The 24551-nt window shown below is 53.1% G+C and carries 24 protein-coding genes; 11 read left to right on the top strand and 13 right to left on the bottom strand.

Features of this window, described 5'->3' with window-relative positions:
* The first annotated feature begins 2 nt into the window (after positions 1-2).
* Entirely contained in the window at positions 3-1142 is a 1140-nt protein-coding gene (gene dnaJ, locus KIN_RS08115) for a molecular chaperone DnaJ (protein ID WP_159805852.1), read from the top strand.
* A gap of 9 nt (positions 1143-1151) precedes the next feature.
* On the opposite strand, the gene KIN_RS08110 is transcribed toward dnaJ, so the two are convergent.
* Together KIN_RS08110 and KIN_RS08105 are read right to left on the bottom strand one after the other, a co-directional pair.
* Positions 1152-3413, bottom strand: coding sequence for an NADP-dependent malic enzyme (locus KIN_RS08110; protein WP_159805850.1), 2262 nt, complete (start codon positions 3411-3413; stop codon positions 1152-1154).
* Between the two features lie 60 nt (positions 3414-3473).
* A complete protein-coding gene (locus KIN_RS08105; protein ID WP_159805848.1) occupies positions 3474-4151 on the bottom strand; it encodes a YrbL family protein in 678 nt (225 codons plus the stop codon).
* 131 nt (positions 4152-4282) lie between these two features.
* On the opposite strand from KIN_RS08105, the gene mutS reads away from it, so the two are divergent.
* Positions 4283-6904: a DNA mismatch repair protein MutS gene (gene mutS, locus KIN_RS08100; RefSeq protein ID WP_159807901.1), complete on the top strand. Its 2622-nt coding sequence runs from the start codon at positions 4283-4285 to the stop codon at positions 6902-6904.
* Here mutS and KIN_RS08095 read toward each other — a convergent pair.
* Positions 6890-7438, bottom strand: coding sequence for a nucleotide exchange factor GrpE (locus tag KIN_RS08095; RefSeq protein WP_159805846.1), 549 nt, complete (start codon positions 7436-7438; stop codon positions 6890-6892). The two genes, mutS and KIN_RS08095, sit on opposite strands and share 15 nt — an antisense overlap.
* A gap of 8 nt (positions 7439-7446) precedes the next feature.
* The gene (gene hrcA / locus KIN_RS08090) at positions 7447-8511 is read right to left on the bottom strand and encodes a heat-inducible transcriptional repressor HrcA (protein WP_159805844.1); all 1065 of its coding nucleotides are present in this window, start codon (positions 8509-8511) and stop codon (positions 7447-7449) included.
* 113 nt (positions 8512-8624) lie between these two features.
* Here hrcA and rph point away from each other — a divergent pair, with 113 nt between their 5' ends.
* The 3 genes from rph to hemW are packed head-to-tail and all read left to right on the top strand — an operon-like array spanning position 8625 to position 11093.
* Positions 8625-9338 carry a ribonuclease PH gene (gene rph / locus KIN_RS08085; protein WP_159805842.1) on the top strand — a complete coding sequence of 238 codons (714 nt, stop codon included), beginning with the start codon at positions 8625-8627 and terminating at the stop codon, positions 9336-9338.
* 2 nt (positions 9339-9340) lie between these two features.
* Positions 9341-9949 carry an RdgB/HAM1 family non-canonical purine NTP pyrophosphatase gene (gene rdgB, locus KIN_RS08080; RefSeq protein ID WP_159805840.1) on the top strand — a complete coding sequence of 203 codons (609 nt, stop codon included), beginning with the start codon at positions 9341-9343 and terminating at the stop codon, positions 9947-9949.
* Positions 9939-11093 carry a radical SAM family heme chaperone HemW gene (gene hemW / locus KIN_RS08075; protein ID WP_159805838.1) on the top strand — a complete coding sequence of 385 codons (1155 nt, stop codon included), beginning with the start codon at positions 9939-9941 and terminating at the stop codon, positions 11091-11093. The genes rdgB and hemW overlap by 11 nt, the downstream gene beginning before the upstream one ends.
* On the opposite strand, the gene KIN_RS08070 is transcribed toward hemW, so the two are convergent.
* The 7 genes from KIN_RS08070 to hemJ form a co-directional block, all read right to left on the bottom strand.
* Positions 11090-11992, bottom strand: coding sequence for a ParB/RepB/Spo0J family partition protein (locus KIN_RS08070; protein WP_159805836.1), 903 nt, complete (start codon positions 11990-11992; stop codon positions 11090-11092). The two genes, hemW and KIN_RS08070, sit on opposite strands and share 4 nt — an antisense overlap.
* Before the next feature lie 16 nt (positions 11993-12008).
* Positions 12009-12782, bottom strand: coding sequence for a ParA family protein (locus tag KIN_RS08065; RefSeq protein ID WP_159805834.1), 774 nt, complete (start codon positions 12780-12782; stop codon positions 12009-12011).
* Positions 12783-12789: 7 nt separating this feature from the next.
* Entirely contained in the window at positions 12790-13410 is a 621-nt protein-coding gene (rsmG, locus tag KIN_RS08060) for a 16S rRNA (guanine(527)-N(7))-methyltransferase RsmG (protein WP_159805832.1), read from the bottom strand.
* A complete protein-coding gene (gene mnmG, locus KIN_RS08055) occupies positions 13407-15284 on the bottom strand; it encodes a tRNA uridine-5-carboxymethylaminomethyl(34) synthesis enzyme MnmG (RefSeq protein ID WP_159805830.1) in 1878 nt (625 codons plus the stop codon). The genes rsmG and mnmG overlap by 4 nt, the downstream gene beginning before the upstream one ends.
* Positions 15285-15296: 12 nt before the next feature.
* Positions 15297-16586: a tRNA uridine-5-carboxymethylaminomethyl(34) synthesis GTPase MnmE gene (gene mnmE / locus KIN_RS08050; protein WP_159805828.1), complete on the bottom strand. Its 1290-nt coding sequence runs from the start codon at positions 16584-16586 to the stop codon at positions 15297-15299.
* Positions 16587-16620: 34 nt separating this feature from the next.
* Positions 16621-17892 (bottom strand): transcription termination factor Rho, encoded by a 1272-nt coding sequence (gene rho, locus KIN_RS08045; protein WP_159805826.1) that lies wholly within the window; start codon positions 17890-17892, stop codon positions 16621-16623.
* Between the two features lie 127 nt (positions 17893-18019).
* Positions 18020-18472 carry a protoporphyrinogen oxidase HemJ gene (hemJ, locus tag KIN_RS08040; RefSeq protein ID WP_159805824.1) on the bottom strand — a complete coding sequence of 151 codons (453 nt, stop codon included), beginning with the start codon at positions 18470-18472 and terminating at the stop codon, positions 18020-18022.
* A 374-nt stretch (positions 18473-18846) separates the two neighbouring features.
* Between hemJ and KIN_RS08035 the strand changes: the two genes are divergently transcribed.
* The 4 genes from KIN_RS08035 to dnaQ are packed head-to-tail and all read left to right on the top strand — an operon-like array spanning position 18847 to position 21545.
* The gene (locus tag KIN_RS08035) at positions 18847-19446 is read left to right on the top strand and encodes a Maf family protein (protein ID WP_159805822.1); all 600 of its coding nucleotides are present in this window, start codon (positions 18847-18849) and stop codon (positions 19444-19446) included.
* Positions 19443-20276 carry a shikimate dehydrogenase gene (locus KIN_RS08030; protein WP_159805820.1) on the top strand — a complete coding sequence of 278 codons (834 nt, stop codon included), beginning with the start codon at positions 19443-19445 and terminating at the stop codon, positions 20274-20276. Before KIN_RS08035 ends, KIN_RS08030 begins: the two co-directional genes overlap by 4 nt.
* A complete protein-coding gene (gene coaE, locus KIN_RS08025) occupies positions 20273-20872 on the top strand; it encodes a dephospho-CoA kinase (RefSeq protein ID WP_159805818.1) in 600 nt (199 codons plus the stop codon). Before KIN_RS08030 ends, coaE begins: the two co-directional genes overlap by 4 nt.
* Entirely contained in the window at positions 20865-21545 is a 681-nt protein-coding gene (gene dnaQ / locus KIN_RS08020; RefSeq protein ID WP_159805816.1) for a DNA polymerase III subunit epsilon, read from the top strand. The genes coaE and dnaQ overlap by 8 nt, the downstream gene beginning before the upstream one ends.
* 3 nt (positions 21546-21548) lie before the next feature.
* Here the strand turns inward: dnaQ and secB are convergent, their stop codons facing one another.
* Together secB and KIN_RS08010 are read right to left on the bottom strand one after the other, a co-directional pair.
* Complete coding sequence (gene secB / locus KIN_RS08015; RefSeq protein ID WP_159805813.1) at positions 21549-22046, bottom strand: protein-export chaperone SecB; 498 nt, start codon at positions 22044-22046, stop codon at positions 21549-21551.
* A gap of 65 nt (positions 22047-22111) precedes the next feature.
* Positions 22112-22600 (bottom strand): FxsA family protein, encoded by a 489-nt coding sequence (locus KIN_RS08010; RefSeq protein WP_159805811.1) that lies wholly within the window; start codon positions 22598-22600, stop codon positions 22112-22114.
* A gap of 109 nt (positions 22601-22709) precedes the next feature.
* On the opposite strand from KIN_RS08010, the gene KIN_RS08005 reads away from it, so the two are divergent.
* Together KIN_RS08005 and mltA are read left to right on the top strand one after the other, a co-directional pair.
* Positions 22710-23378, top strand: a complete 669-nt coding sequence (locus KIN_RS08005) for a Tim44/TimA family putative adaptor protein (protein ID WP_159805809.1) — start codon at positions 22710-22712, stop codon at positions 23376-23378.
* The gene (mltA, locus tag KIN_RS08000; protein ID WP_159805807.1) at positions 23375-24400 is read left to right on the top strand and encodes a murein transglycosylase A; all 1026 of its coding nucleotides are present in this window, start codon (positions 23375-23377) and stop codon (positions 24398-24400) included. The genes KIN_RS08005 and mltA overlap by 4 nt, the downstream gene beginning before the upstream one ends.
* The last annotated feature ends 151 nt before the right edge of the window (positions 24401-24551 follow it).

Below are 24551 nucleotides of genomic sequence, written 5' to 3'. Positions count from 1 at the left end.
CTATGGCAAAACGTGACTATTACGACATTCTTGGCGTTTCAAAGGGGGCTTCGGCGGATGAGCTGAAGAAAGCTTACCGCCAGAAAGCGAAAGAGCTTCACCCAGACCGGAACTCAGACAACCCAGACGCCGAGGCGCAGTTCAAGGAAGCGAACGAAGCCTACGAAGTTCTCAAAGATGCAGACAAGAAAGCTGCATATGACCGCTATGGTCATGCGGCCTTCGAAGGCGGCATGGGCGGGGCGCGCCCCGGAGGCGGGCAAGGTGATTTTGCCAGTGCGTTCTCGGATGTCTTCGAAGATTTGTTCGGTGACTTCATGGGTGGCGGTGGGCAACGTGGTGGGCGCCAGCGGGCCATGCGCGGATCGGATCTACGCTATAACCTGCGGGTCACGCTGGAAGACGCCTATACCGGAATCCAAAAGGCGATAACTGTGCCGACTTCTGTCGCGTGTTCCGCCTGTGAGGGCACCGGAACCGAAGGCGGTGCAGAGCCGCAGACATGTCCAACTTGTTCCGGCATGGGCAAAGTGCGCGCACAGCAAGGGTTTTTCACGGTCGAGCGGACCTGCCCAACTTGTTCAGGCGCCGGTCAGATCATCAAGAACCCCTGCAAAGCCTGCGGCGGCGCGCGACGTGAGCAAAAGGATCGCTCTTTGAACGTCAACATCCCGGCCGGTGTTGAAACCGGGACCCGCATTCGCCTAGCGGGCGAAGGTGAAGCCGGAATGATGGGCGGACCATCCGGTGATCTCTACATTTTCATCGAAGTTGCGGAACATGAGCTGTTTGAGCGGGATGGCGTCGATCTTTATTGCCGCGTTCCGGTTTCGATGACGACCGCTGCGTTGGGTGGCGATGTCGAAGTGCCGACGATTGACGGAGGCCGGAGCCGCGTCAAAGTTCCCAATGGCAGCCAATCGGGTCGTCAAATGCGGTTGCGGGGCAAAGGCATTCCTGCGCTACGTGGTGGCGGATCCGGCGATATGTTCATCGAACTGGCCGTTGAAACACCAGTGAACCTCACAAGCCGCCAAAAAGAACTTCTGGAAGAGTTTGAGAAGCTAAGTGAGGAAAACAATCCTCAGCTCCTCAAATTCTTTTCAAAGGTCAAAGGTTTCTGGGACAGCATGAAAAGCTGACCCAGACCGCTACCGCCCGACTTTACAGGCAGCCATGACCGCCATGTTCAGGATGTCGTTAGAACGGGATGTGGTCGAGCACAGTTGAACTGGTTCATCGAGACCGCTGAGAAGTGGTCCGATGATCGTAGCGCCCCCCATTTGCTGCATCAGTTTCACCGAGATTGACGCGGAATGGCGCGCTGGAACCACCAGAACATTCGCGGGGCCTGTCAGTTTACAAAATGGATATTCCGCCATGACGTCAGCACTCAGGGCGACGTCAACATTCATCTCGCCATCGTACTCAAAATCAACGCCGCGCGCGTCCAAGACCTTGGGAGCCATCGACATCTTCTGGGCCCGCTCACTGACCGGGTAACCGAAAGTCGAAAAACTTACGAAGGCAACGCGCGGCTCAAGACCAAGGGATCTCGCGGTGCCAGCGGCACGTTCAGCAATTGTGGCCAACTGTTCCTCGTCCGGCCATTCATGAACCAACGTATCCGCAATCAGGACGATCCGTCCGTTGCGAAGAACAGCTGTCACACCCACGGCGCCATCCTCTTCTGACACATCGAGAACGTGGTTAAGCAGATCCAGCACATGGGCCGATTTCCGTGTCGCACCCGTTATCATCGCGTCACCATGCCGGTGAGCAAGCATCAGCGCTGCAAAGACATGGCGGTCGCGCGCGGCAAGTCTGTGCACGTCCTGAGCGTCATAGCCTTTGCGTTGAAGGCGGTTGTAAAGAAACTCTTTATACGTCGCCAAATGTTCGGAATTCGCCGCATTAGAAATTGTGAGCTCGCGCACCGCTTCACCCAGACCGACCCCGTCCAGCTTTTCACGCACATCCTCTTCTCGACCGACGACGATCGCCTGACCCAATCCAGCCCGCTGATATCCGATTGCAGCTTTCAGGACACGAACATCATCACCCTCTGCAAAAATCATGCGGGCCTGCGCCGTGCGCGCCCGGTTGTGCAGACCATCGAGCATTGAGGCCGTCGGATCCATCCGCGCACGCAGGTCCGCCTCATAGGTATCAAAATCAACAATTGGCTTGCGGGAAACGCCAGTATCGATCCCCGCTCGCGCAACAGCAGGCGGGATCTTGTGGATCAGTCGAGGATCGAACGGCGCCGGAATAATGTAATCGCGTCCGAAAGACAGCTTGCGACCATAGGCGATAGCAACCTCATCGGGAACATCCTCGCGCGCAAGTTCAGCAAGAGCCCGGGCGCAAGCAATCTTCATCTCGTCGTTGATGGTCATTGCACGAATGTCCAGCGCACCCCGGAAGAGGTAGGGAAAGCACAAGACATTGTTGATCTGGTTGGGATAGTCCGACCGCCCCGTCGCTACAATAGCATCCTGCCGGACGTCATGTGCATCTTCCGGCGTGATTTCCGGGTCCGGGTTTGCCATGGCGAAGATCACGGGATTGTCTGCCATCGACTGAACCATGTCCTGCGTCACTGCACCCTTAGCCGAAACACCGAGAAAAACGTCAGCGCCTTTCATCGCATCTTCCAGCGTGCGGTCATTCGTCTTAGCGGCGTGGGCTGACTTCCATTGGTTCATGCCCTCGGTGCGCCCTTGGAAAATCACCCCTTTTGTGTCGCACACGATGCAGTTGTCGTGCGCAGCCCCCATGGTTTTGATCAGCTCGATACAAGCAATCCCAGCGGCGCCCGCCCCGTTCAGCACGATCTTGCAGTCTTCGATCTTTTTCCCTGTCAAATGCAATGCGTTCAACAATCCCGCCGCGCAGATCACTGCAGTGCCATGTTGGTCATCATGGAACACGGGAATGTCCATTTCCTCACGCAGGCGCTGTTCAATGACAAAACATTCCGGGGCCTTGATATCTTCGAGATTGATCCCCCCAAAGCTGGGGCCCATCAAACGCACCGCATTAATGAACTCTTCCGGGTCTTCCGTATCCAGCTCGAGATCGATTGAGTTTACGTCCGCGAACCGTTTGAACAGGACCGATTTCCCCTCCATCACCGGTTTGGAAGCCAAAGCGCCCAAATTTCCCAGCCCAAGAATCGCCGTTCCATTGGATATGACAGCGACCATGTTACCCTTGGTTGTGTAATCATAGGCAGTTGCGGGATCTTCAGCGATCGCTTCGACTGGAACGGCGACGCCCGGAGAGTACGCGAGGCTCAAATCCCGCTGCGTCGTCATGGGCGTTGAGGCCGAGATTTCGAGTTTTCCGGGTTTCGGCTCTAAATGATAAGCAAGGGCTTCTTCACGCGTAACGCGGTTATTCTTCGACAAGGCGATCAACTCCGGATGATGTGTCTGAGCACTTAACCTGCCAAAATCCGGTCTGTCAGGCTACATGGAAAACTGCCGGGTCTCGCCATCCCACCGCAGACCGGTTTCATCAGCGATCCGCTGAAAGCCGCTGTCCAGCTTTTTCGCGTTGAGCTTAGGCAGCCAGTACCGCATCGGAATGAGCGTCGTGTCGCCAAATCCGTCAATCAGAAGAAACCGCGGATCCCCTCTGTTCACGCCCCAAACGACATTCTTTGCATTAAGGTCCCGCGCGACGACCTGAAGTGTATAAATGTCGTCTTTGAACTCGTTCAGCGCGGCAAGCTTCGCTTTGTCAAAATCACCAGACGTCACCACGTTCAGTAGTGTAGGACCCAACTGGCCGTCCGGCCCAACGATCTTTTCAAGACACTGCGCAATCCCACGATCCGTATGAATCAATGGGCCCATATGCGCGATGGGAAGTGTGCGACCCAAGCGTTCAGCCCTCAAAACGGCGGTGAGATAAGCCTTGTATTCCCGTTTTAGATATCCGTAAGGCCCTTCAAGACGCGCGCGGCGCAGCCAACCGTGAAGGCCTGTTTTTCGATGGAACGACGACAACGTTTCTTTCCGCAAAACCTTGATGATCTGATCGGGAAATCCGGGGCGTTCGTAGACCTCTCGCACGGAACCACGAGCCAGACGCGGCAGCTGTTCCACCCTCAAATCAGGCCCGTTTGTGAGGTCTTTTGGCATCCTGAGATTCTAGCGCGCACAACGGGAATGTAAAAGTTATATGTCCGTCGCACCACAGCGCCATCATGCCTTTAACTCCCGAAACAGGGGCCATACGTTTGGGCTGGCAAAGGGGGATCGCCGTGACACCAATGATGGCCCAGTTTCTTGAGATCAAAGCGCAGTACAAGGACGCGCTGTTGTTCTATCGAATGGGCGACTTCTATGAGATGTTCTTCGAGGATGCTGTCGCCGCGGCGGAGGCGCTTGATATCGCGCTGACCAAACGTGGCAAGCATCAGGGTGAAGACATCCCGATGTGTGGCGTTCCAGTCCATGCAGCCGAAAACTATCTTCTGACTTTGATCCGCAAAGGGTTCCGCGTTGCCGTTTGCGAGCAACTGGAAAGCCCGGCTGAAGCAAAGAAGCGGGGATACAAGTCCGTCGTAAAGCGAGACGTTGTGCGACTGGTGACGCCGGGAACCTTGACAGAAGAAACGCTGCTGGAGGCGCGGAAACATAACTACCTAGTCGCCTATTCAAACATCCGCGACGACGGCGCTTTAGCTTGGGTTGATATTTCAACTGGCGAGCTGCATGTCACGCCCTGTCCACAGGTCAAGATATCGCCAGAACTTGCGCGCTTGGCACCCCGCGAAGTTTTAGTCTCTGATAATAATCTCAATGCCCTAGAAGGCATCGCGGCAGAGGTCGGCGCAAGCGTGACCGCACTCGCACCCGGCAGCTTTGACAGTGCGTCAGCCAGCGCCCGGCTTACCAAGTTCTTCAGTGTGAAGTCGACAGATGCGTTCGGCCAGTTTTCGCGGCCCGAGATTTCGGCGCTCGGCGCCCTCTTGGATTATCTGGAGTTGACCCAAAAAGGTCAGTTGCCATCGATCCGACCGCCCGTGCGCGAAGATCATCGAAGCATCATGCAGATCGACCCTGCAACGCGGCGCAATCTCGAGATCACCCAAACGATACAGGGCGAGCGCAAGGGATCACTTCTGTCTGTGATTGATCGGACAATGACTGCGGGCGGTGCGCGTCTGTTGTTCAAGCGGCTGTCTGCACCGTTGGTCACGGTCGATCCTCTTCATCAGCGCCTCGCTTGTGTGACGTATTTCGTGGATCAGCCCTATGCCATAGAACCGGTCCGGGACACGCTTCGGAAAATTCCGGATATCGATCGAGCCTTGTCCCGTCTTTCTGTGGAGCGTGGGGGACCTAGAGATCTGGCGGCCATTCGCGATGGACTAGACCATGCAAGTAGGATGTCGGATCTGTTCCCATCGACTGAAACACCGGAGATCTTGACCAATGCGCTCGCGTCTACCGTTGGTCATGATGATATTGTGAGCCATCTTTCAGAGGCCCTTGTTGCCGAGCCACCTCTGTTGGCGCGGGATGGAGGATTTGTTTCAGCCGGCTATGATCCCGATTTGGACGAGGCACGTAAACTACGAGATGACGGCCGCAAGGTGATCGCGGAATTGCAGGCAACCTATTCTGGTGACACCGGCATCAGTGCCTTGAAGATCAAACATAACAATGTCTTAGGCTATTTCATCGAAACGCCGGCGGGGCACGCGTCAAAGATGATGTCTGAGCCCCTTTCCACACAGTTCATTCACAGGCAGACGACAGCGAATGCCGTTCGTTTCACAACAAACGACCTATCTGAGCTGGAAACCAAAATACTAAACGCCGGTGAGCGCGCCCTGAGTATTGAGGCTCGGGTATTCGCTGAGTTGCAACAACGTGTGGTTGAGGCCGCAAACCAGATCGGTGCCGTCGCAGATGCGTTGGCTGAGATCGATCTGTACGCAGCGTTTGCGGACCTCGCGATTGAAAAGAATTGGTGTAAACCTTCGGTCGATACTTCGCGAATCTTCGATGTTGTCGATGGCCGTCATCCGGTAGTAGAGGCCGCGCTCCAGGCAGAGAACAGCGGTCCGTTTGTTGCGAACTCGTGTGATCTCACCGCGCGTGAAAATTCCGCCGCAATCTGGCTTTTAACCGGGCCGAACATGGCGGGTAAATCAACGTTTCTCCGCCAAAACGCCCTCATCGCATTGCTGGCACAAATTGGATCATACGTCCCCGCAACGTCAGCTCATATCGGGCTTGTGTCCCAATTGTTCAGCCGTGTCGGTGCATCAGACGATCTCGCCCGCGGGCGGTCGACCTTCATGGTCGAGATGGTAGAAACCGCCGCGATCCTAAACCAAGCGGATGAACGAGCCATGGTGATCTTGGACGAGATTGGTCGCGGCACTGCAACCTATGATGGCTTGTCCATTGCGTGGGCCACTTTAGAACACCTACATTCTGCCAACAGCTGCCGCGCGTTGTTCGCCACCCACTATCATGAGCTCACCGCACTGTCAGAAAGCCTGCCCGGCGTTGAAAACGCGACAGTTACCGTCAAGGACTGGGAAAATGAGATCATCTTCCTGCACGAGGTTCGCAAAGGTGCATCGGACAGATCCTACGGCGTACAAGTCGCAAAGCTCGCCGGGCTTCCGGCAAGCGTCGTGGACCGCGCGCGTGTTGTTCTTGATCAATTGGAAGCGGGCGAACGCGAAGGCGGCGGGAGATCAAAAGAACTGCTAGATGATCTGCCACTCTTTTCAACCGCGCCGGCGCCACAGGTAACCGCTGCGGCATCGTCGCAAGTTGAGGATCGCCTGGAAGATGTCATTCCAGATGACCTGTCCCCACGGGAAGCGCTGCAATTGGTCTATGAACTGAAGGCGTTAGCCCGGCGTTGAAGACACGCCCACCTGGGCAGGACGCAACAACCTGTCATGGATCGTAAATCCTTGGGTCATCACCTGAATGATGTCGCCTGCCTTGGTATCGGGAATGGGTGCCTCAAACATCGCCTGGTGCAGCTGTGGATCAAACTTGTCGCCGATTTCCGGCGAAATGGGTTTAATCCCATGCTTGGAGAAAACATTGACCAGTTCCCGCAAGGTCAGCTCCACACCGTCGAATACGGCTTTCGCTGCTTCACGTTGTGCATCGTCTGCAGACTCGATGGCACGCTGAAGGTTGTCAAAAACGGGCAGCATGTCTTTCGCCAGACGGGAGCCACCGTAGTTCTCTGCCTCACGACGATCGCGATCACCCCGTTTTCGTGCATTTTCTGCATCCGCCAGCGCCCGCAGAAGGCGGTCCTTCAGTTGGTCCCGCTCTTCTTGCAATGCAACGAGATCGTCGTGCGTCTCGGACAGATCGATCTGTTCGTCTGCTAGTGCGTCAAGGTGATCCGTTTGGAAGTCATCCTCTTTATCTGCTGTCATGGTAACCCTTATCCACCGTCAGAAATAATTTTGCCGACCAACTGCGCCGTGTAGTCAACAATCGGAACAATGCGACCGTAGTTAAGCCGCGTTGGACCAATCACACCGACGGCACCGATGATCTTTCGATCAGCGTTCATATAAGGACTCACCACCAGAGAGGAACCCGAAAGTGAAAATAGTTTGTTCTCTGAGCCAATAAAAATGCGGACCCCTTCACCCTCATCGGTAAGTTCCAGAAATTCGGCAATGTCGCGCTTGCGCTCGAGGTCGTCAAAGAGGGTTTTGACCCGGTCGAGGTCTTCCGTGCCGCGTCCTTCGTCGATCAGATTCGACCTGCCACGAACAATCAGCCGTTCCGTCAACTCGCCTTCATTTTCCCAGATCGCGAGACCCGTTTCCACCAAGTCAGCGGCAAGGTCGTCTATTTGACGACGACGCTCATCGATATCGACCGTCATCTTCCGCCGCAGCTCACTGATCGTGCAACCCTCCGCCAACGCATTCAGATAGTTCGCTGCTTCCCGCATCGAAGAAGGCGTTTGACCCACAGGTGGTGTGAAGACGCGGTTTTCCACATGACCATCTGCAAAAACGAGAACCACCAGCGCCCGCTCGGCAGCGAGGCTCACAAATTCGATATGCTTGATCGGGGCTTCGCTTTTCGGCGTCAGGACAAGGCTTGCCCCTTGCGTCATGCCGGACAAGGCAGATCCTACCCGATCCAGCATCTTCGAGACGTCACGCTCATTTGACCCTAATGTTGCTTCGATCTTTTCCCGGTCTTCCGCCTTCAGATCACCGATCTCAAGCAGGCCATCCACGAACATCCTCAGACCACGTTCCGTCGGGAGACGCCCGGCGGAGACATGCGGGCTATCGAGCAAGCCCAGAAATTCCAGATCCTGCATTACATTTCGGATGGTCGCAGCGCTGACTTTTTCGCTGAGGCTGCGTGTCAAAGTTCTGGATCCTACGGGCGCGCCATCCTTCAGATAGGCCTCTACCACACTCCGAAACACCTCGCGGCTGCGGTCGTCCAAGTCATGAAGCAGGTCGGGTTCCGGCAACATTACGCGCCCTTTCAGCTGTCGACACTCTATCTCATTGACGGACGCCGATGTCGCTTGCAAGTCCGCCCTGCACGACGGTAACTGACATCAGATCAGCATTGAAAGGAAATGCGATGCGCCCTTCAGGACGAGACTTAGACACGATGCGGCCGGTTACAATAGAAACCGGGATCACCAAACATGCGGAAGGGTCTTGTCTTATCAAATGCGGGGACACTCATGTGCTGTGCACAGCGTCGATTGATGAAAAAGTGCCGCCATTCCTGCGCAACACTGGGCTTGGTTGGGTGACAGCGGAGTACGGGATGCTTCCCCGCGCCACACACACGCGTATGCGGCGAGAGGCGAAGAACGGCCAAAGTGGTCGAACGCAGGAGATTCAACGGCTGATTGGCAGAGCCCTCCGGGCCGGTGTAGATCGAAATGCGTTGGGTGAACGGCAGATCGTGGTTGATTGCGATGTCATTCAGGCGGATGGCGGAACACGGTGCGCTTCCATTACAGGCGGCTGGGTGGCACTGAAGCTGGCGGTGAACGCATTGATGAAATCTGGCGATCTTGTCGTGAACCCGATCACCGAGAACGTCGCGGCGGTTAGTTGCGGAATATATGCGGGACAGTCCGTGCTGGACCTTGATTACGTGGAAGACAGCGATGCGGGCACAGATGCGAACTTCATCATGACATCATCCGGCGCGTTGGTGGAGCTTCAGGGATCAGCTGAAGGTGCGACGTTTTCTCGAGCACAGTTCAATGAACTGATGGATCTGGCTGAAAAGGGTGTTGCAGAGTTGGTGACGGCTCAAAACGTGGCGGTGGGCGCTTAGACATGCGTCGGTTCGACGGGGATACGCTTCTGGTCGCGACACACAACACTGGTAAGCTTGAAGAAATGGCACGTCTTCTTGCCCCCTACGGCATCACAGCAAAGGGCGCGGCAGAATTTGGTCTGCCGGAACCAGAAGAAACCGAAGATACATTTGTCGGGAACGCCCGGATAAAGGCCCATGCCGCTGCCAAGGCGACGGGCTTACCAAGTTTGTCGGACGACAGCGGCATCGAAATCGATGCGTTGGACGGCGCGCCCGGTGTTTACACAGCCGACTGGGCGGAAACCGGAAATGGCCGGGACTTCGCGATGGCGATGACGAAAACCCATGAGAAGTTAGAGGACATGAACGCGCCTCACCCAAGAACAGCAAGGTTCCGCTGCACATTGGTGATGGCCTGGCCTGACGGAACGGACGAAGTGTTCGAGGGCAGGATCGAAGGTCAGGTGGTCTGGCCCATGCGGGGCGCGGAAGGCCATGGCTACGATCCCATTTTCCAGCCAGATGGGTATGACATCACCTTGGGAGAGATGAACCGGTGGAAGAAAAATGAAATCAGCCATCGCGCTGACGCTTTCAAAAAACTTGTGAAGATCTTTGGCACTTGAAAACTGGCAACTCGGCGGATTTGGTCTTTATATTCATTGGCCATTTTGTCAGGCGAAATGCCCCTACTGTGATTTCAACAGCCATGTCACAGCATCAATCAATCAAGATCGCTGGGCCGACGCATATCTAAATGAGCTAGAGCGCGTCGCTGGTGATACATCAGATCGGGTTCTCTCGACTGTGTTTTTTGGCGGCGGAACGCCCAGCCTTATGCCAGCCAAGACGGTCGACGCCATTTTGACAAAAGTCTCAGATCTCTGGACAACTTCAAACGATTTTGAAGTCACGCTGGAAGCAAACCCAACCTCCACAGAGGCAAGCAGGTTTCGAGATTTCAGGACAGCCGGCGTAAATCGGGTGTCGGTTGGCGTTCAAGCTTTGAACGATAAGGATTTGAAGGCTTTGGGTCGTCTACACACGACGACAGAAGCCCTTCGGGTATACGAAACGGCGCGCTCAATATTTCAACGGACAAGCCTTGATTTGATTTACGCCCGGCAGCACCAGTCATTGTCGGATTGGGAAGCCGAATTGGATCGGGCTCTCGCTTTCGCACCTGACCACCTGTCGCTCTATCAGCTGACAATTGAGCCAGACACCGCATTTGGCCGTCTCTGGGATATGGGAACCCTTAAAGGCGTGCCAGATGACAATCTTGCGGCTGATATGTATGAACTGACGACCGACATGACCGCAGATACGCTTCCGGCATATGAGACGTCGAACTACGCGAATTCTGGATCCGAGAGCCGCCACAATCTAATCTATTGGCGCGGAGGTGACTACCTTGCGATCGGGCCGGGGGCCCATGGTCGAACTACCTTTGCGGGGAAAAGAACCGGGACGGTTGCGTGGCGAAACCCCGGAATGTGGCTAGAAGCGGTCGAGAAGCAAAAGACCGGCGATATGACTATAGAGGATATCTCGCAAACTGATCGTGAGACCGAATACCTTCTCATGGCACTTCGATTGCGCGAAGGCGCAGACCTGTCGAGACTGTCCGACACCGCACGGATGGGTCTTGAAGCGAAAATCGAGGAACTAAATGAGGAAGGACTGTTGCTGCGGTCTGGGGACATCATCAACGTCGTGCCGGAAAAGCAAATTGTCCTGAATGCAATCCTTGTACGGCTGCTTGCCTAATCCTGATCTGTTTGCGTCAATCGACGGCAAAGATCATCAAGCTGGGCAAAATCACTATAATGCACCTTTACGATGCCTCGCTCCGTCCCTGGTTTATTTTCGATCTCGACTTTGATGCCCAACGTAGCTGACAAATCACCTTCCAGTGCGCGGGTATCTGCATCTTTTTCAGGTGCGGCGTTCCGTGAACTTGGCTTACGTTGAGCGGGTGACGCCAGAGTTTTGATCAGCTTCTCCGTGTCTCGCACGCTCAACTGTTGAGATATGACAGAGGCCGCAACGGCAGACGGATCCTCCGCCATCAAGACAGCACGTGCGTGACCTGCACTCAGCTTTCCTTCTCGAAGCCACTGCAGAACGTCGCCAGGCAACTTCAGCAGTCGCAACAAGTTCGCAATATGACTTCGGCTTTTGCCGAGCGCCTCTGACAGTTGTTCCTGAGTGTGGCCAAACTTATCCTGCAACTGCTGAAACGCGAGAGCTTCTTCAACGGGATTTAGATCAGCACGCTGGATGTTCTCGATAATGGCAACCTCAAGAACCTCTTGATCGTTTAGATCTCGGACAACGACCGGCACCTCATGAAGCTTTGCCATCTGCGCTGCACGCCAACGCCGCTCCCCAGCGATAATCTCGTAACCTATTGAATTTGCTTTACTTTCTCGAACAATAAGCGGTTGGATTATACCATTTTTCTCGATAGAGCGGGAGAGCTCGGCTAATTCTTCAGGCCCAAAGTCCTTCCTCGGTTGATCCGGGTTGGGCTGAACCTGCTCAATCGGAACCATCCGCTCACCTGCTTTTGGCGTATTGCTATTGGTATCCTCGACCGAAACATCTGCCATAAGGGCAGAGAGTCCTCGACCTAAGCCTTTCTTTTCAAAAGATTTTCCTGCCATTTAAGTTGCCCCCGGATCAGCCAATAAGCTCTACAGCGAGCGATTTATATGCCACGGCACCGCGCGAAAATGGATCGTATGTCAGGACAGGTCGCCCAAATGACGGCGCCTCGCTGACCCGAACATTGCGTGGAATGACCGTATCAAACACCAAATCCTGAAGGTTCTCCCGCGCATCTAGCTCAACCTGACGACAAAGGTTATTGCGCTTGTCGAACATGGTCAGAACGATCCCTTCCAACCGCAATCTTGTATTTGCGGTTTGCCGAATTTCGCGGACGGACAGCATGAGTTGAGACAGCCCCTCCAAGGCAAAAAACTCAGCCTGAAGCGGGACAAGCACTGAATCTGACGCGACCATTGCATTTAGTGTAAGAAGGTTAAGCGACGGCGGGCAATCAACGAGAATATAATCCAGATCCAGATTTTCGATCGATTGCTGGCGGAATGCGTCGGCGAGCATAAAGGTACGCCGCTCTGTTGCCATAAGCTGAAGATCGGCCGAACTTAGATCGGTGTTGGACGGCGCTAGCCAGAGACGCGGAACATCTGTCTGCCATAAGATATCGCCCAAGCCTTGATCACTGAGCAACAGATCATACGTCGTCGCCTTCCGCTCGCTCTTTTCAAGCCCAAGGCCGGTGGACGCATTACCCTGCGGATCCAGATCAATCAGCGCGACGGTCTTTCCCTTAAAAGCCAGTGCAGCACCAAGATTTATAGCAGTCGTCGTCTTACCGACGCCGCCTTTCTGATTTGATATGGATATGATCTTAGGTCGCTTTTGCATCCATATCTCATTTTGCTTTGATGTTTGTGATCTCAAGAATTGCACTGCCGGAAACCGACAAGCTTTCGACCGGGCGAGCTTCAAATTGCCAAGTCCGGCGTGCTTTGTCTAGCTCATCATGGTACTGATTACCCTTCATGAACAGAGCTTTTCCGTCTTTTTCAAGCAAAGGACTGCTATAGTGCAAAAGCTTATCGAGGGACGCCAAAGCTCTTGCAGTCACGATCGGATATTGGGCCTCATCGCCCTCCTCAATCCGTCTATTTTGAACTGTGGCTTTGAGATCAAAGGTCGAAACACAGGTGCGAAGAAACGCACATTTACGGCTGTCAGATTCCACCATCGTAATCTGGAAGTCAGGATTCAAATATTTAGAGATGACGGCAACGACGATCGCCGGAAAGCCGCCACCTGACCCAAGATCAACCATCCTGGTGGTGCCGTCCGGTATAAGTTTCACAATTTGCGCACTGTCGAGAATATGACGCGACCATATCTCATCAACAGACTTGGACGATACGAGATTGATGTGCTTCGTCCATTTGATGGCGAGCTGTTCGAACTCTTTCAGGTCTTCCAGTGTTTCACGTGAAACATTTAAATCGCCCATAATGTCCGTGGATGTCATGACGCTTGTCGTACCGACTTGTTCTTTGCGTTTTTGATAGCGTTCAAGATCAGCAAAAGCCCCGCAGGTGACATTCCATCGATCCGGGAGGCCTGCGCCAGTGTTGCTGGCCTGGCGCGCTTTAGTTTCTCACGAAGTTCAAACGACAGACTATTTATGCTGTCAAATGATAGTTCCGCTGGAATAACCGCTTCTTCTTGCGCCTTCAGCTTTTCAATATCGTCAGCTTGGCGTTCGAGATACGTCGCATAAAGCGCGTCTCGCTCTAGCTGCTGCTGAATTTCTGGATCAACATCTGATAATTCAGGCCAAAATGGCACAACATCCGCAAATGTCACTGTTGGAAGAGAAAGCAGCTGATATCCGTTCCGACGCTGTCCATCCTTTTTCACCTCAATTCCGATCGCTGAGGCGTCTTGTGGGCTCAGAGTCTTGGACTCAAGGGCAGACCGCGTTTCATCCAAGCGCTCAGCTTTCGTTGTATAAGCGAGCTTTCGGTGCTCAGAAATACATCCAAGGTCAATCGCAAGAGGCGTCAGGCGTTGGTCCGCATTGTCCGCGCGAAGGCTCAACCGGAATTCTGCGCGGGAGGTGAACATTCGATAAGGTTCGATAACGCCATTCGTCGTCAAATCATCGATCATAACCCCAATGTAGGATGTCGTTCTGCTGAAGTGGACAGCTTCCCGACCCTTCGCCGCAAGACCAGCATTCAATCCAGCAACAAGCCCTTGCGCCCCAGCTTCTTCGTACCCCGTTGTCCCATTGATCTGCCCTGCAAGATAAAGTCCGCGCACATCTTGGAGCTCAAGTGTGTGAGACAAACAGCGCGGATCGACATAGTCGTACTCTATCGCGTAGCCAGGCTGCTCAATAACCACATTTTCAAGACCGGCGATCGAGCGGACATAGCTTTCCTGAATCTCGACAGGAAGGGAGGTCGAAATTCCGTTGGGATAAATTGTATGTGTGTCCAACCCTTCCGGTTCAAGAAAGACTTGATGGGATGGTTTATCTTCAAACCGAACCACTTTATCTTCGATCGACGGGCAATACCGTGGCCCTACCCCATCGATGTGGCCACCATACATCGCTGACTTCTCAAGGTTTTTACGAATGATGTCATGCGTTTGCTCATTGGTATGGGTCACGCCACAACTTATCTGTCTTAAACTCACGGATTTTGAGAGAAATGAAAACAAAACAGGATCTTCGTCCCCGTCCTGTGCATCCAATCCATCCCAATTTATCGTCCGGCCATCCAACCGTGGTGGAGTTCCAGTCTTCAACCGGCCAAGCGTAAGCCCAAACTCGTCTATCCGTCGCGCCAAAGCGATCGACGGTGGATCACCAATTCGACCACCCTCAGATTTATCCGTCCCAATATGAATCACGCCACGAAGGAACGTGCCCGTGGTCAGGACAACACCCGAAGCAGCTATTTGGCTGCCGTCAGATAAAACCACGCCACAAACTGAGTTGCTTTCGACGATAAGATCGCTGACCTCCGCGCTTAGGACCTCCAAATTCGATGTGGAGCCAAGCAGGGTTTGGACTGCGTTCTTGTAATGTGTCCGGTCAGTTTGCGCTCTTGGCCCTTGAACGGCGGGGCCCTTCCTGCGGTTCAAGAGACGAAATTGAATTCCAGCCTTATCCGCCGCCCGTCCCATAACGCCATCAAGTGCATCGATTTCCCGCACCAGATGCCCTTTTCCAAGACCACCAATCGCTGGATTGCAGGACATCATCCCGATTTTCGATGCATCATGAGTAATCAGTAGCGTTCTCGCGCCAAGTCGTGCAGAAGCGGCAGCGGCCTCTGTACCTGCATGACCACCACCAACAACGATGACATCGAAATCAGAATGTTTCACGTGAAACGCTTTCTATTTGCCCAGACAAAATCCTGCGAATACTTCATCAAGCACTGCCTCAACGTCAACGCGCCCAATCATACATTCCAGTGCATGTAAGGCTGATCTGAGCTCTTCAAAGACAAGCTCTACGATTTGAGATTCGCTATTTAGAAGTATGATACACTGTCTTAGCGAAACCGCAGCGTCCGTCAACGCTTCCCTATGACGACGCCGTGTTGCAAGGGAAGCTCCGGTGCTGCGGTTTTGAAGAATGTTTTCAATACGTCGAACTAAATTACCAACACCGTCCCCGGTTAAGCCAGACACACCATTTTCATGCTTCGACCCAAGATCCATCTTTCCTGTCAAGACGATGTCATCCTCCTGCAGCAACTCAGACGAAAACTTTTGAGTGTCCTCAGTCAGGAAAACCCGCAAATCAGCCTTCGCAGCCCGCGACCTCGCCCTTTCGATTCCGATTTTCTCAACGTCATCGCTGGCGTTGCGAAGTCCCGCTGTATCCAAAAGTGTCACCGGCAAACCGCCGAGATCCATGCGGACTTCAATGATGTCGCGTGTCGTTCCAGCATGGGGCGACGTGATTGCTGCATCCCTGCCAGCAAGACTGTTAAGCAAGGTTGACTTACCAATATTTGGGGGTCCCAGAATGGCAACTTCAAACCCGCTTCGGATCCGCTCTGAAATTCCGATACCAGCTAGTTGCTCATCGATCTCTTCCAAAACCTTAGTAATCAAAAGACCGACCTCTGCCGAGGTGTCATCGGGGACGTCCTCGTCGGCAAAATCAATTGTAACTTGGAGCAACGCAGCTGCCCGAACGAGATAATCCCGCCAACCTGCGACCAAGTCCTGAAGGCGACCATCGAAGACACGCATGGCCTGTCGCCTCTGCGCCTCTGTTTCAGCGTCGATCAGATCCGCAAGACCTTCCACTTCCGTCAGAGAGAGACGGTCGTTCTCTAACGCCCGTCGGGTGAATTCGCCAGGCTCAGCAAATCGCACGCCGTCAATTTCAGACAAGAGACCGAGAACACGCTCAACAATTGCGGTTCCGCCATGAAGCTGGAATTCCACGACCTCTTCACCAGTAAAGCTGTGCCCCTCAGGAAATCTGAGAACCAGACATCTATCCACTGGTACGCCATCACGATCTCGAAGCGATGCAAGAACTGGAACCCGAGCTTCAGGAGATCTGCCTAACAGATCACTGCAAATTCGACCGACCGCCGGACCTGACACACGAATAACCGCAACACCAGCCTTGCCGCGTGCTGTAGCAAGGCCATATATCGTATCCATACCTTAACCCATTGTTTATTATGGATAAATATGACTATGTGTTCATAGAATCGAAGAAATCAGAATTTGTTTTCGTCTGTTTCAGCTTACCGATCAGGAATTCAATCGCGTCGGTCGTTCCCATGGGATTAAGAATACGCCGCAGAACAAATGTCTTCTGAAGATCGTTTTTATCGACCAGAAGTTCTTCTTTCCGCGTACCGGATTTGAGAATATCCATGGCGGGGAATACTCGCTTATCTGCAACCTTCCGGTCGAGAACAATCTCGGAGTTGCCCGTACCCTTGAACTCCTCAAAGATGACCTCGTCCATCCGAGAGCCTGTATCGATCAACGCAGTTGCAATAATTGTAAGCGACCCGCCTTCTTCGATGTTTCGAGCTGCACCGAAAAAGCGTTTGGGTCGTTGAAGCGCATTCGCGTCCACACCACCCGTCAAAACTTTACCGGAGGATGGGACCACCGTGTTGAACGCTCTGCCAAGGCGGGTGATCGAGTCCAGCAAAATGACAACATCACGTTTATGTTCAACAAGACGCTTCGCTTTTTCAATGACCATCTCAGATACACCAACGTGGCGGGTGGCAGGTTCGTCGAAAGTCGAACTGATCACTTCGCCCTTCACGGACCGCTGCATATCGGTCACCTCTTCCGGACGTTCGTCGATCAAGAGGACAATCAGATAGCACTCAGGGTGGTTCTGCTCGATGGAGGTCGCAATGTTCTGCAGCAATACTGTTTTACCGGTCCGCGGCGGCGCTACGATCAGCGATCGTTGTCCCTTACCAATTGGAGCCACCAGATCAATGATCCGGGCAGATCTGTCCTTCAACGTAGGATCATCCATCTCCATCGTTAGACGCTCGTCGGGATATAGCGGCGTAAGGTTGTCGAAACTAACCTTATGACGCGCCTTCTCCGGGTCTTCGAAATTGATGCGCGTAACGCGTGTGATTGCAAAGTAGCGCTCGCTTTCACGTGGCGCCTGCATCACACCTTCTACAGTATCTCCAGTCCTGAGGGAGAATTGCCGGATCATATCCGGTGATACGTAGATGTCGTCGGGACCCGGCAAGTAATTCGCCTCTGGCGAGCGCAAAAACCCGAACCCGTCCTGCAGGACCTCAAGAACACCGTCGCCCGAGATTTCCCATCCCTCTTCCGCGCGCTCTTTTAGGATCGAGAACATCATCTCGCCCTTACGCATAGTTGATGCGTTTTCGATCTCAAGCTCTTCGGCCATTGCGACGAGGTCAGCAGGGCTTTGCTTTTTCAGATCCGCTAGATTCAGGCTTTCATCAGACATAACAATTCCAAATGAAAAACGGGCCACATTAAAGGCCGGTCTATAGTGTATGATCAGAAGTCAACTCGCTTCAGGACAAAGCGATGAGAGCTTCATCTAGGCGTTGATCCTCTTCGGGTCAATGATTCTAGAATGGTCTGGCGATTACGGACACAACGATCACAATCAAAAGGACCGTCGGAACCTCGTTCATGATCCGGTAGCCCCGCCCTGACATCGTATCCGTACCAGCCGCCAGCGCTTTTCGACGCGCACCCAGCCACATGTGGAACCACGTCATTCCGACCACCGCCGCAACCTTCGTCCAAGGCCAGACCTCGGACCAGTCGATGAGACCAGGAAGTCCAACAAGAATAAGTCCGAAGATCCAACTGGAAATCATTGCTGGATTCATGATCGCTTTCAGCAATCGATATTCCATCGTTTCAAACAATTTCAATGTATCAGGTCCAAGGTTTGCTTGTTCTACATGGTACACAAACAATCTCGGCAAATAGAAAAGCCCTGCCATCCATGCAATGACGGAGATCACATGCAGCGATTTGATCCATGGGTAGAGAAGCCAGAGCGTGTCCTGCATGCGCGTTCCTTTTATTCCTTAATAAATAAATAAGATAAGAAAAAAAGATGATGATGTTTGTTGTACAGTGGATAACGGGGATCAAATTTAAATACACAGCGTCCAGCGTTCTAAGTTAGAGTTTATACACCTGTTGAGAAGATAAAAATACTTATTATTATCAAAGCACTAGAGGTTTAATGCTCAACGGGATAACTTACGTTTTGATGTCGAACATCTACTTCCCTCCACAGGTGTGAGTTTAGTTGGTCACACGGGATAAGTTTTTGCTCGTTTTCGCATAGACATGGACAGTTCTTTCAAAACTCCGATAGGACGGGATAAATTCGACTTATCAACGTTGCTGCGCCTCATCACTCCACAGGGTTCTTAACATGTCCGCTGACATAGTCCTCGCATCTGGTTCGGAAATCAGGGCGACCCTGTTGCAAAATGCGGGTGTTCCTGTCCGGGTCATTCCTGCGCGTATCGATGAAGACAGTGTCATGCAGAGCCTTCTTGCCGAGGGTTCGTCGCCTCGTGACGTTGCGGATGTTCTGGCCGAACACAAAGCCCGAAAGATCTCGACCTCCCATCCTGAAGACTTGGTGCTTGGTTGCGATCAGGTTCTGGCATTTCAAAATCGGTTATTTTTAAAGCCTGAGACCGAAGACATGGCAGTCGAGCAACTTATGGAACTGCAGGGCCTGACCCACAGACTTTTGTCCGCCGCGGTTGTCTATCGCAATGGCATGCCGGTTTGGCGAAGCATTGGTGAAGCTGATCTGACGATGCATGATATGAGTAAAACTCAGATCCAGCGCTACGTCTCGGAGAACTGGACGGACATCAAAAGCTGCGTCGGTGCCTATCAAGTTGAAGCGGCCGGTGTGCGTCTGTTTTCGGAAATCAAAGGTGACTACTTCAGTGTTCTCGGCCTGCCTTTGCTTCAAATCTTGGGATATCTCAGAACAATCGGATGGTTTGAACCATGAGCACCCACCTTATTCCTCTGGCCGGCGTCATCGGCCAGCCGGTCGCTCAAAGTAAATCGCCAAGGCTTCATGGGTACTGGCTGCGAAAGTACGGTCTTTTGGGTCACTACATTCCGATGCCAGTCAGCAGCGGTGATCTGTCCCACGTTCTGAGTACACTACCAAGAATGGGCTTTGTCGGGGTGAATGTGACAATCCCCCATAAAGAAGCTGTCTTGGAAATCGCGGATGTAATTTCTGATCGAGCTGCCCTCATCGGATCTGCGAACACGTTGACCTTTCAGGCCGATGGCAAGCTGCATGCTGATAATACTGATGGGTTCGGTTTTATCTCGAACCTGAAACAAACCGCCGCAAATTGGTCAGCGGCATCCGGGCCGGCATTGGTTTTAGGGGGCGGTGGCGCAGCGCGGGCAGTAGTGTCCGCGCTTTTGTCAGACAGAGCACCTGAGGTGATGATTGCCAACAGGACCCGCGCCCGTGCCGATGCTTTGAAAGCGCATTTTGGAGCGAAGATCAAAGTCATAGAATGGACCCAGGCTGCGCAACATTTGGGTGAGGTTGCGACTTTGGTAAACACGACCTCGCTTGGCATGACAGGTAAAGAAGATCTGAAGTTATCCTTAGACAATCTTGGTCGGGAAACACTGGTTACGGATATAGTCTATACTCCTTTACGCACGAAATTGTTGGCCGCCGCCGAAGAGCGGGGATGTCAGACGGTAGATGGTCTTGGCATGCTCTTGCATCAGGCTGTTCCCGGTTTTGAACGATGGTTTGGAAAGCGACCAGACGTGGATGAAGCTTTGCGGAACGCGCTTCTTGTATGATTAATCGTCCCTACAAGTTGGGGCTGACCGGCTCTATCGGAATGGGAAAGTCCACGACAGCCAATCTCTTTCGCGAGCTTGGCATACCTGTCTGGGATGCCGATGCTGCAGTTGCCGCACTTTATGAAAAAGAGGGTGCCGCCGTTCCTCTTATATCTGCTGTTTTGCCGGATGCTATAAGAGATGGCGCTGTAGATCGTGCGGCTTTGAAAAATAAAATTGCCGTCGATCCTGAAGTTCTCAGAACACTGGAAAAAATTGTCCATCCTCTCGTGCAGGCGGATCGAAAAGCGTTCGCCAAGGTGAATTCAACTGCCCCAATTTTGATTTTTGATATTCCACTGTTGTTTGAAACCAACGGCGATGCGGAGATGGACGGTGTTCTTGTTGTCACGACGTCCCCTGATGAGCAACGGCGCCGAGTTTTGGACCGAGGCCAAATGACGGAAGCGGAGTTTGAAATAATCTTGTCACGACAGCTTCCAGATCTCGAAAAACGCGCACGGGCAGATTATGTTTTGGAGACAAACTCGATTGATCAAACCCGCGCCGATGTCGTCGCACTGATCAAGAAGCTTGAGGCCAAAAATGCGTGAGATCGTTCTGGATACCGAAACCACCGGGTTTGAACCATTTGAAGGTGACCGGATTGTCGAGATCGGTGCAGTCGAACTGCACAATCACATGCCCACGGGCCGAACCTATCATCAATACATCAATCCTCAGCGCGCCATGCCGAAGGAGGCATTTGAAGTGCACGGCCTTGGAGATGACTTTCTCCGGGATAAACCTTTGTTCAAGGACATAGCGCGTGCATTTCTCGATTTTGTTCAGGATGCAAAGCTTGTGATTCACAATGCGTCCTTTGACATGAAATTTTTGAATGCTGAGCTGGGTTGGTGCGATCTGCCACAACTTCCGATGTCGCAAGCGCTGGATACTCTCGCAATCGCCCGCAAACGGTTTCCGGGATCGCCCGCGTCTTTGGATGCCTTATGTCGTCGCTTCAATATCGACAACTCCGCCCGCGAGAAGCATGGGGCGTTGCTCGACAGCGAAATATTGGCAGAGGTCTATCTAGAGCTTGCAGGCGGAAGGCAGCCCGATCTGGTTTTGTCCAGCAATCAGTCTCAGCAGAAAATAGAAACAACCACTGAGTGGCGACCTACTGCGCGGCCCTCTCCGCTGAAGCCTCGTCTTACAGATGAAGAACGCGCGGCCCATGCTGAGTTCATCGGCAAGCTGGGCAGCGCGAATTTGTGGGGCTGATCTTCAGGCGTCAGCCGGTTTTTCGGATTTTGCACGCCGCGCGAGTTCGTTGCGGTAAAGAGCAAGGAAATCGATGTTTTCCAAGTTCAGCGGTGGGAAGCCACCATCTCGTGTCACGTCACTGACAATACGCCGAACGAATGGAAACAACATCCGTGGGCATTCAATCATCAGATAAGGATGAAGCTGCTCTTCCGGGACATTTTCGACCAGAAAGACGCCTGTGTATTCCAGCTCAAGCAAGAAGATCGGGTTTCCTGCTTCTTTTGTTTTTGCAGCAACTTCAAGCTTCGTGGAAACGTCATACTGATTGTCAGTGCTGCGTTTCTTGGCATCAAGGTTCACCTGAACTTGAATATCCGGTGTCGAGTCCCCTTCGCCCACGCCTTTTTGCGCCGCGATATTCTCGAAAGACATGTCTTTGATAAACTGCGCCAGCACCTGCATGCGCGGTTGAACCGGGGCGGCTGCCTGTTGATCGGCGCCGTTTTCTTCAGCCATTCAGTGGACTCCTTGGCAAATGGTCAAAATATGCGCGCTACGCTTATCAGGTCGCAGGTCGCGCCTCAATGGCGAGTCCAGCCCGATGGCGTATCCGCTTTGTCAGACCTTCCATCATCAGCAACTTCTTCAAATTCGCCGTCGATAATGTCTCGATTTGCTGGGCGGCGGGATTGTTGTCTTGCGTGGGCCTGTTCGAATGTAGCCACCTTTACCCGGGCTTTCAGCCAGTGAAATAGGGCCAGTCTGACCGGCGGCACGAGTAGCGCGAAGCCTACGGCGTCGGTAAAAAACCCTGGCGTGAGCAACAACAGACCTGATGCGAGGATGAATGCGCCATGCGCGAGTGATTCTGTTGGATCACGAAATTCATTCAGGTTCGATTTGATTTGTCCAATTGCAGCCAGGCCCTGTGCCCGCACAAGGACGGTTCCGAGAAAAGCCGTCATTACAACGATTGCAAGTGTCGGCCACAAACCGATAAATCCGCCTACTCGGATGAACAATGCGATCTCGACAATCGGAATTGTCACGAACAGCAAGAAAAGCCACATCTCTCAATCCCTGTCTTTGCCTTTGGGTCAGGTGGACTTGTGATACCCAAGCCCCTACATAAGAGTTCAAACGCTGAGTTTCTATGAGCGTAGGTTTCTAGAGGGTTCGATGAGCAACGATATGATCCAGCTTCTTGTTCTGGCAGGCATTGCCGTTTTTCTTATCCTGCGTCTCAAAAGTGTTTTGGGAACGCGGGAAGGATTCGAGCGGCCAACATTGCCCCTACCGGAAAAAACAGACCGTGCAGCGCGCAATCGGCAGAATTTCGAAGTGATTGAAGGTGGCGCAGACCAAGACATCACCGATCATTTCGATGAGAACTCTGACGAGGCCGACGCGCTGGCCGCTATGAAGAAGTCCGATCCCGAATTCAACGTTGGTGAGTTCCTCGGTGGCGCGCGCGGTGCCTATGAAATGATCCTGATGGCTTTTGAAAACGGCGAAATCGATGAAATCCGTCCGTTTCTGTCTGATGATGTGGCCGAAGCATTTATGGGTGTCATCAACGACCGAAAAGAAAAAGGTCTTTCCGTTGAAGCAAACTTTATTGGCGTACGCGAAGTCCAGCTAATGGATGCGCGCTTTGATGAGAGCAACAGCGAAGGTGAGCTGAAGGTTAAATTCGTGGGCGAAATGACCTCTGTCGTCCGGGATGAGGCGGGCGATATCGTCGAAGGAAGTCTTAAAGAGATCAAGAAATCGAAAGATATCTGGACCTTTGCTCGGATCATGGATTCCGAAGATCCTAACTGGCAGTTGGTTGCCACCGGCGAATGACGCCGTCTGCCTTTGGTACAGTTCTCTGTGCGCTGGTATTGAGTATGACGTCCGTTTCCGCAAAATCGCGACTGTTGGAGTTTTCAGACCTCCGCAGTTGGGAAGCCGACGATCACAGCGCCGCTTTGGACGTTTTCCAAAATACTTGCGTCGACCTGAAGGATCCGGAGTGGGCTAAGCTCTGCGCGCTCGCAACATCTCTACCCGACCCCAAAGCGTTCTTTGAACTGTTCTTTAAGCCGGTTTTAATCTCCGACGGTTCGCCCGCTCTTTTCACTGGATACTATGAGCCAGAGCTTCAAGGCTCGCTGACCAGAGCAGGCCCGTATCGCTACCCGTTGTATCGTAAGCCGCCTGAAGTTGAAGAAGATACGATCTGGTTCTCGCGCCAGGAAATTGAGGACAAGAACCTTCTTACAAACCGCGGCCTTGCAATTGCCTACGTCACAGATCCGGTGGATGTGTTTTTCCTGCAGATCCAAGGGTCCGGGCGGGTGAGGTTGCCGGATGGCGAAGTCATCCGTGTCGGATATGGCGGTCGGAACGGCCATGAATATAAGTCAATCGGCAAAGAATTGATCCGCCGCGGTATCTTGAATGAGACCAATGCGTCAGCGCAAAGCATTCGATCTTGGGTTCGGAAGAACCCCATCGACGGACGCGTTTTGCTTCAGCACAACCCGTCTTATGTATTTTTCCGTGAGGTCTCAGAGGTTCCGGCGGAAAAAGGTCCATTGGGCGCGATGAACAGGTCCATCACCGATATGCGGACCATTGCTGTGGATCCCGACTACACCCCCCTTGGCGCCCCGGTCTGGATTGAAAAGCAGGGTGCAGATCCAATAAATCGGCTCATGGTCGCGCAAGACACAGGTTCTGCGATCAAAGGCAAGCAGCGGGCCGATATTTTCTACGGAACGGGTGAAGAGGCTGGGCGCGCCGCGGGCAGGATCAAGGATCCGGGTCGAATGGTGGTTCTTTTGCCGTTACAGTTGGCCTATGACGTCGTTCCGGAAAACTAAACGATGGTGCCGAAAAAGCCGCGTGGGTTGAATGCTGAAGAAAAACATTTATGGTCCCGTGTCGCGGAGACAGCCATTCCGCTTAGCCCCAAGCAGCGTGACAAGAATTCTGGTACCAAGCTCGTTGAGCGAAAAGTGCCTGAGCAGACGT

This window comes from Litoreibacter roseus, assembly GCF_009811795.1.
GTDB lineage: Bacteria > Pseudomonadota > Alphaproteobacteria > Rhodobacterales > Rhodobacteraceae > Litoreibacter > Litoreibacter roseus.
This window is presented reverse-complemented; position numbering and strand designations above follow the sequence as displayed.

What these genes read in the sequence shown, in the direction of transcription:
- mltA (WP_159805807.1), top strand. Translation starts at nt 23,375, where the DNA reads ATGACGCCGTCTGCCTTTGGTACAGTTCTCTGTGCGCTGGTATTGAGT.
- KIN_RS08065 (WP_159805834.1), bottom strand. Translation starts at nt 12,782, where the DNA reads ATGCAAAAGCGACCTAAGATCATATCCATATCAAATCAGAAAGGCGGC.
- KIN_RS08105 (WP_159805848.1), bottom strand. Translation starts at nt 4,151, where the DNA reads ATGCCAAAAGACCTCACAAACGGGCCTGATTTGAGGGTGGAACAGCTG.
- dnaJ (WP_159805852.1), top strand. Translation starts at nt 3, where the DNA reads ATGGCAAAACGTGACTATTACGACATTCTTGGCGTTTCAAAGGGGGCT.
- KIN_RS08010 (WP_159805811.1), bottom strand. Translation starts at nt 22,600, where the DNA reads ATGTGGCTTTTCTTGCTGTTCGTGACAATTCCGATTGTCGAGATCGCA.
- rdgB (WP_159805840.1), top strand. Translation starts at nt 9,341, where the DNA reads ATGCGTCGGTTCGACGGGGATACGCTTCTGGTCGCGACACACAACACT.
- KIN_RS08070 (WP_159805836.1), bottom strand. Translation starts at nt 11,992, where the DNA reads ATGGCAGGAAAATCTTTTGAAAAGAAAGGCTTAGGTCGAGGACTCTCT.
- mutS (WP_159807901.1), top strand. Translation starts at nt 4,283, where the DNA reads ATGATGGCCCAGTTTCTTGAGATCAAAGCGCAGTACAAGGACGCGCTG.
- rsmG (WP_159805832.1), bottom strand. Translation starts at nt 13,410, where the DNA reads ATGACATCCACGGACATTATGGGCGATTTAAATGTTTCACGTGAAACA.
- hemJ (WP_159805824.1), bottom strand. Translation starts at nt 18,472, where the DNA reads ATGCAGGACACGCTCTGGCTTCTCTACCCATGGATCAAATCGCTGCAT.
- mnmE (WP_159805828.1), bottom strand. Translation starts at nt 16,586, where the DNA reads ATGGATACGATATATGGCCTTGCTACAGCACGCGGCAAGGCTGGTGTT.
- KIN_RS08005 (WP_159805809.1), top strand. Translation starts at nt 22,710, where the DNA reads ATGAGCAACGATATGATCCAGCTTCTTGTTCTGGCAGGCATTGCCGTT.
- secB (WP_159805813.1), bottom strand. Translation starts at nt 22,046, where the DNA reads ATGGCTGAAGAAAACGGCGCCGATCAACAGGCAGCCGCCCCGGTTCAA.
- rph (WP_159805842.1), top strand. Translation starts at nt 8,625, where the DNA reads ATGCGCCCTTCAGGACGAGACTTAGACACGATGCGGCCGGTTACAATA.
- coaE (WP_159805818.1), top strand. Translation starts at nt 20,273, where the DNA reads ATGATTAATCGTCCCTACAAGTTGGGGCTGACCGGCTCTATCGGAATG.
- hrcA (WP_159805844.1), bottom strand. Translation starts at nt 8,511, where the DNA reads ATGTTGCCGGAACCCGACCTGCTTCATGACTTGGACGACCGCAGCCGC.
- KIN_RS08095 (WP_159805846.1), bottom strand. Translation starts at nt 7,438, where the DNA reads ATGACAGCAGATAAAGAGGATGACTTCCAAACGGATCACCTTGACGCA.
- KIN_RS08030 (WP_159805820.1), top strand. Translation starts at nt 19,443, where the DNA reads ATGAGCACCCACCTTATTCCTCTGGCCGGCGTCATCGGCCAGCCGGTC.
- dnaQ (WP_159805816.1), top strand. Translation starts at nt 20,865, where the DNA reads ATGCGTGAGATCGTTCTGGATACCGAAACCACCGGGTTTGAACCATTT.
- rho (WP_159805826.1), bottom strand. Translation starts at nt 17,892, where the DNA reads ATGTCTGATGAAAGCCTGAATCTAGCGGATCTGAAAAAGCAAAGCCCT.
- KIN_RS08035 (WP_159805822.1), top strand. Translation starts at nt 18,847, where the DNA reads ATGTCCGCTGACATAGTCCTCGCATCTGGTTCGGAAATCAGGGCGACC.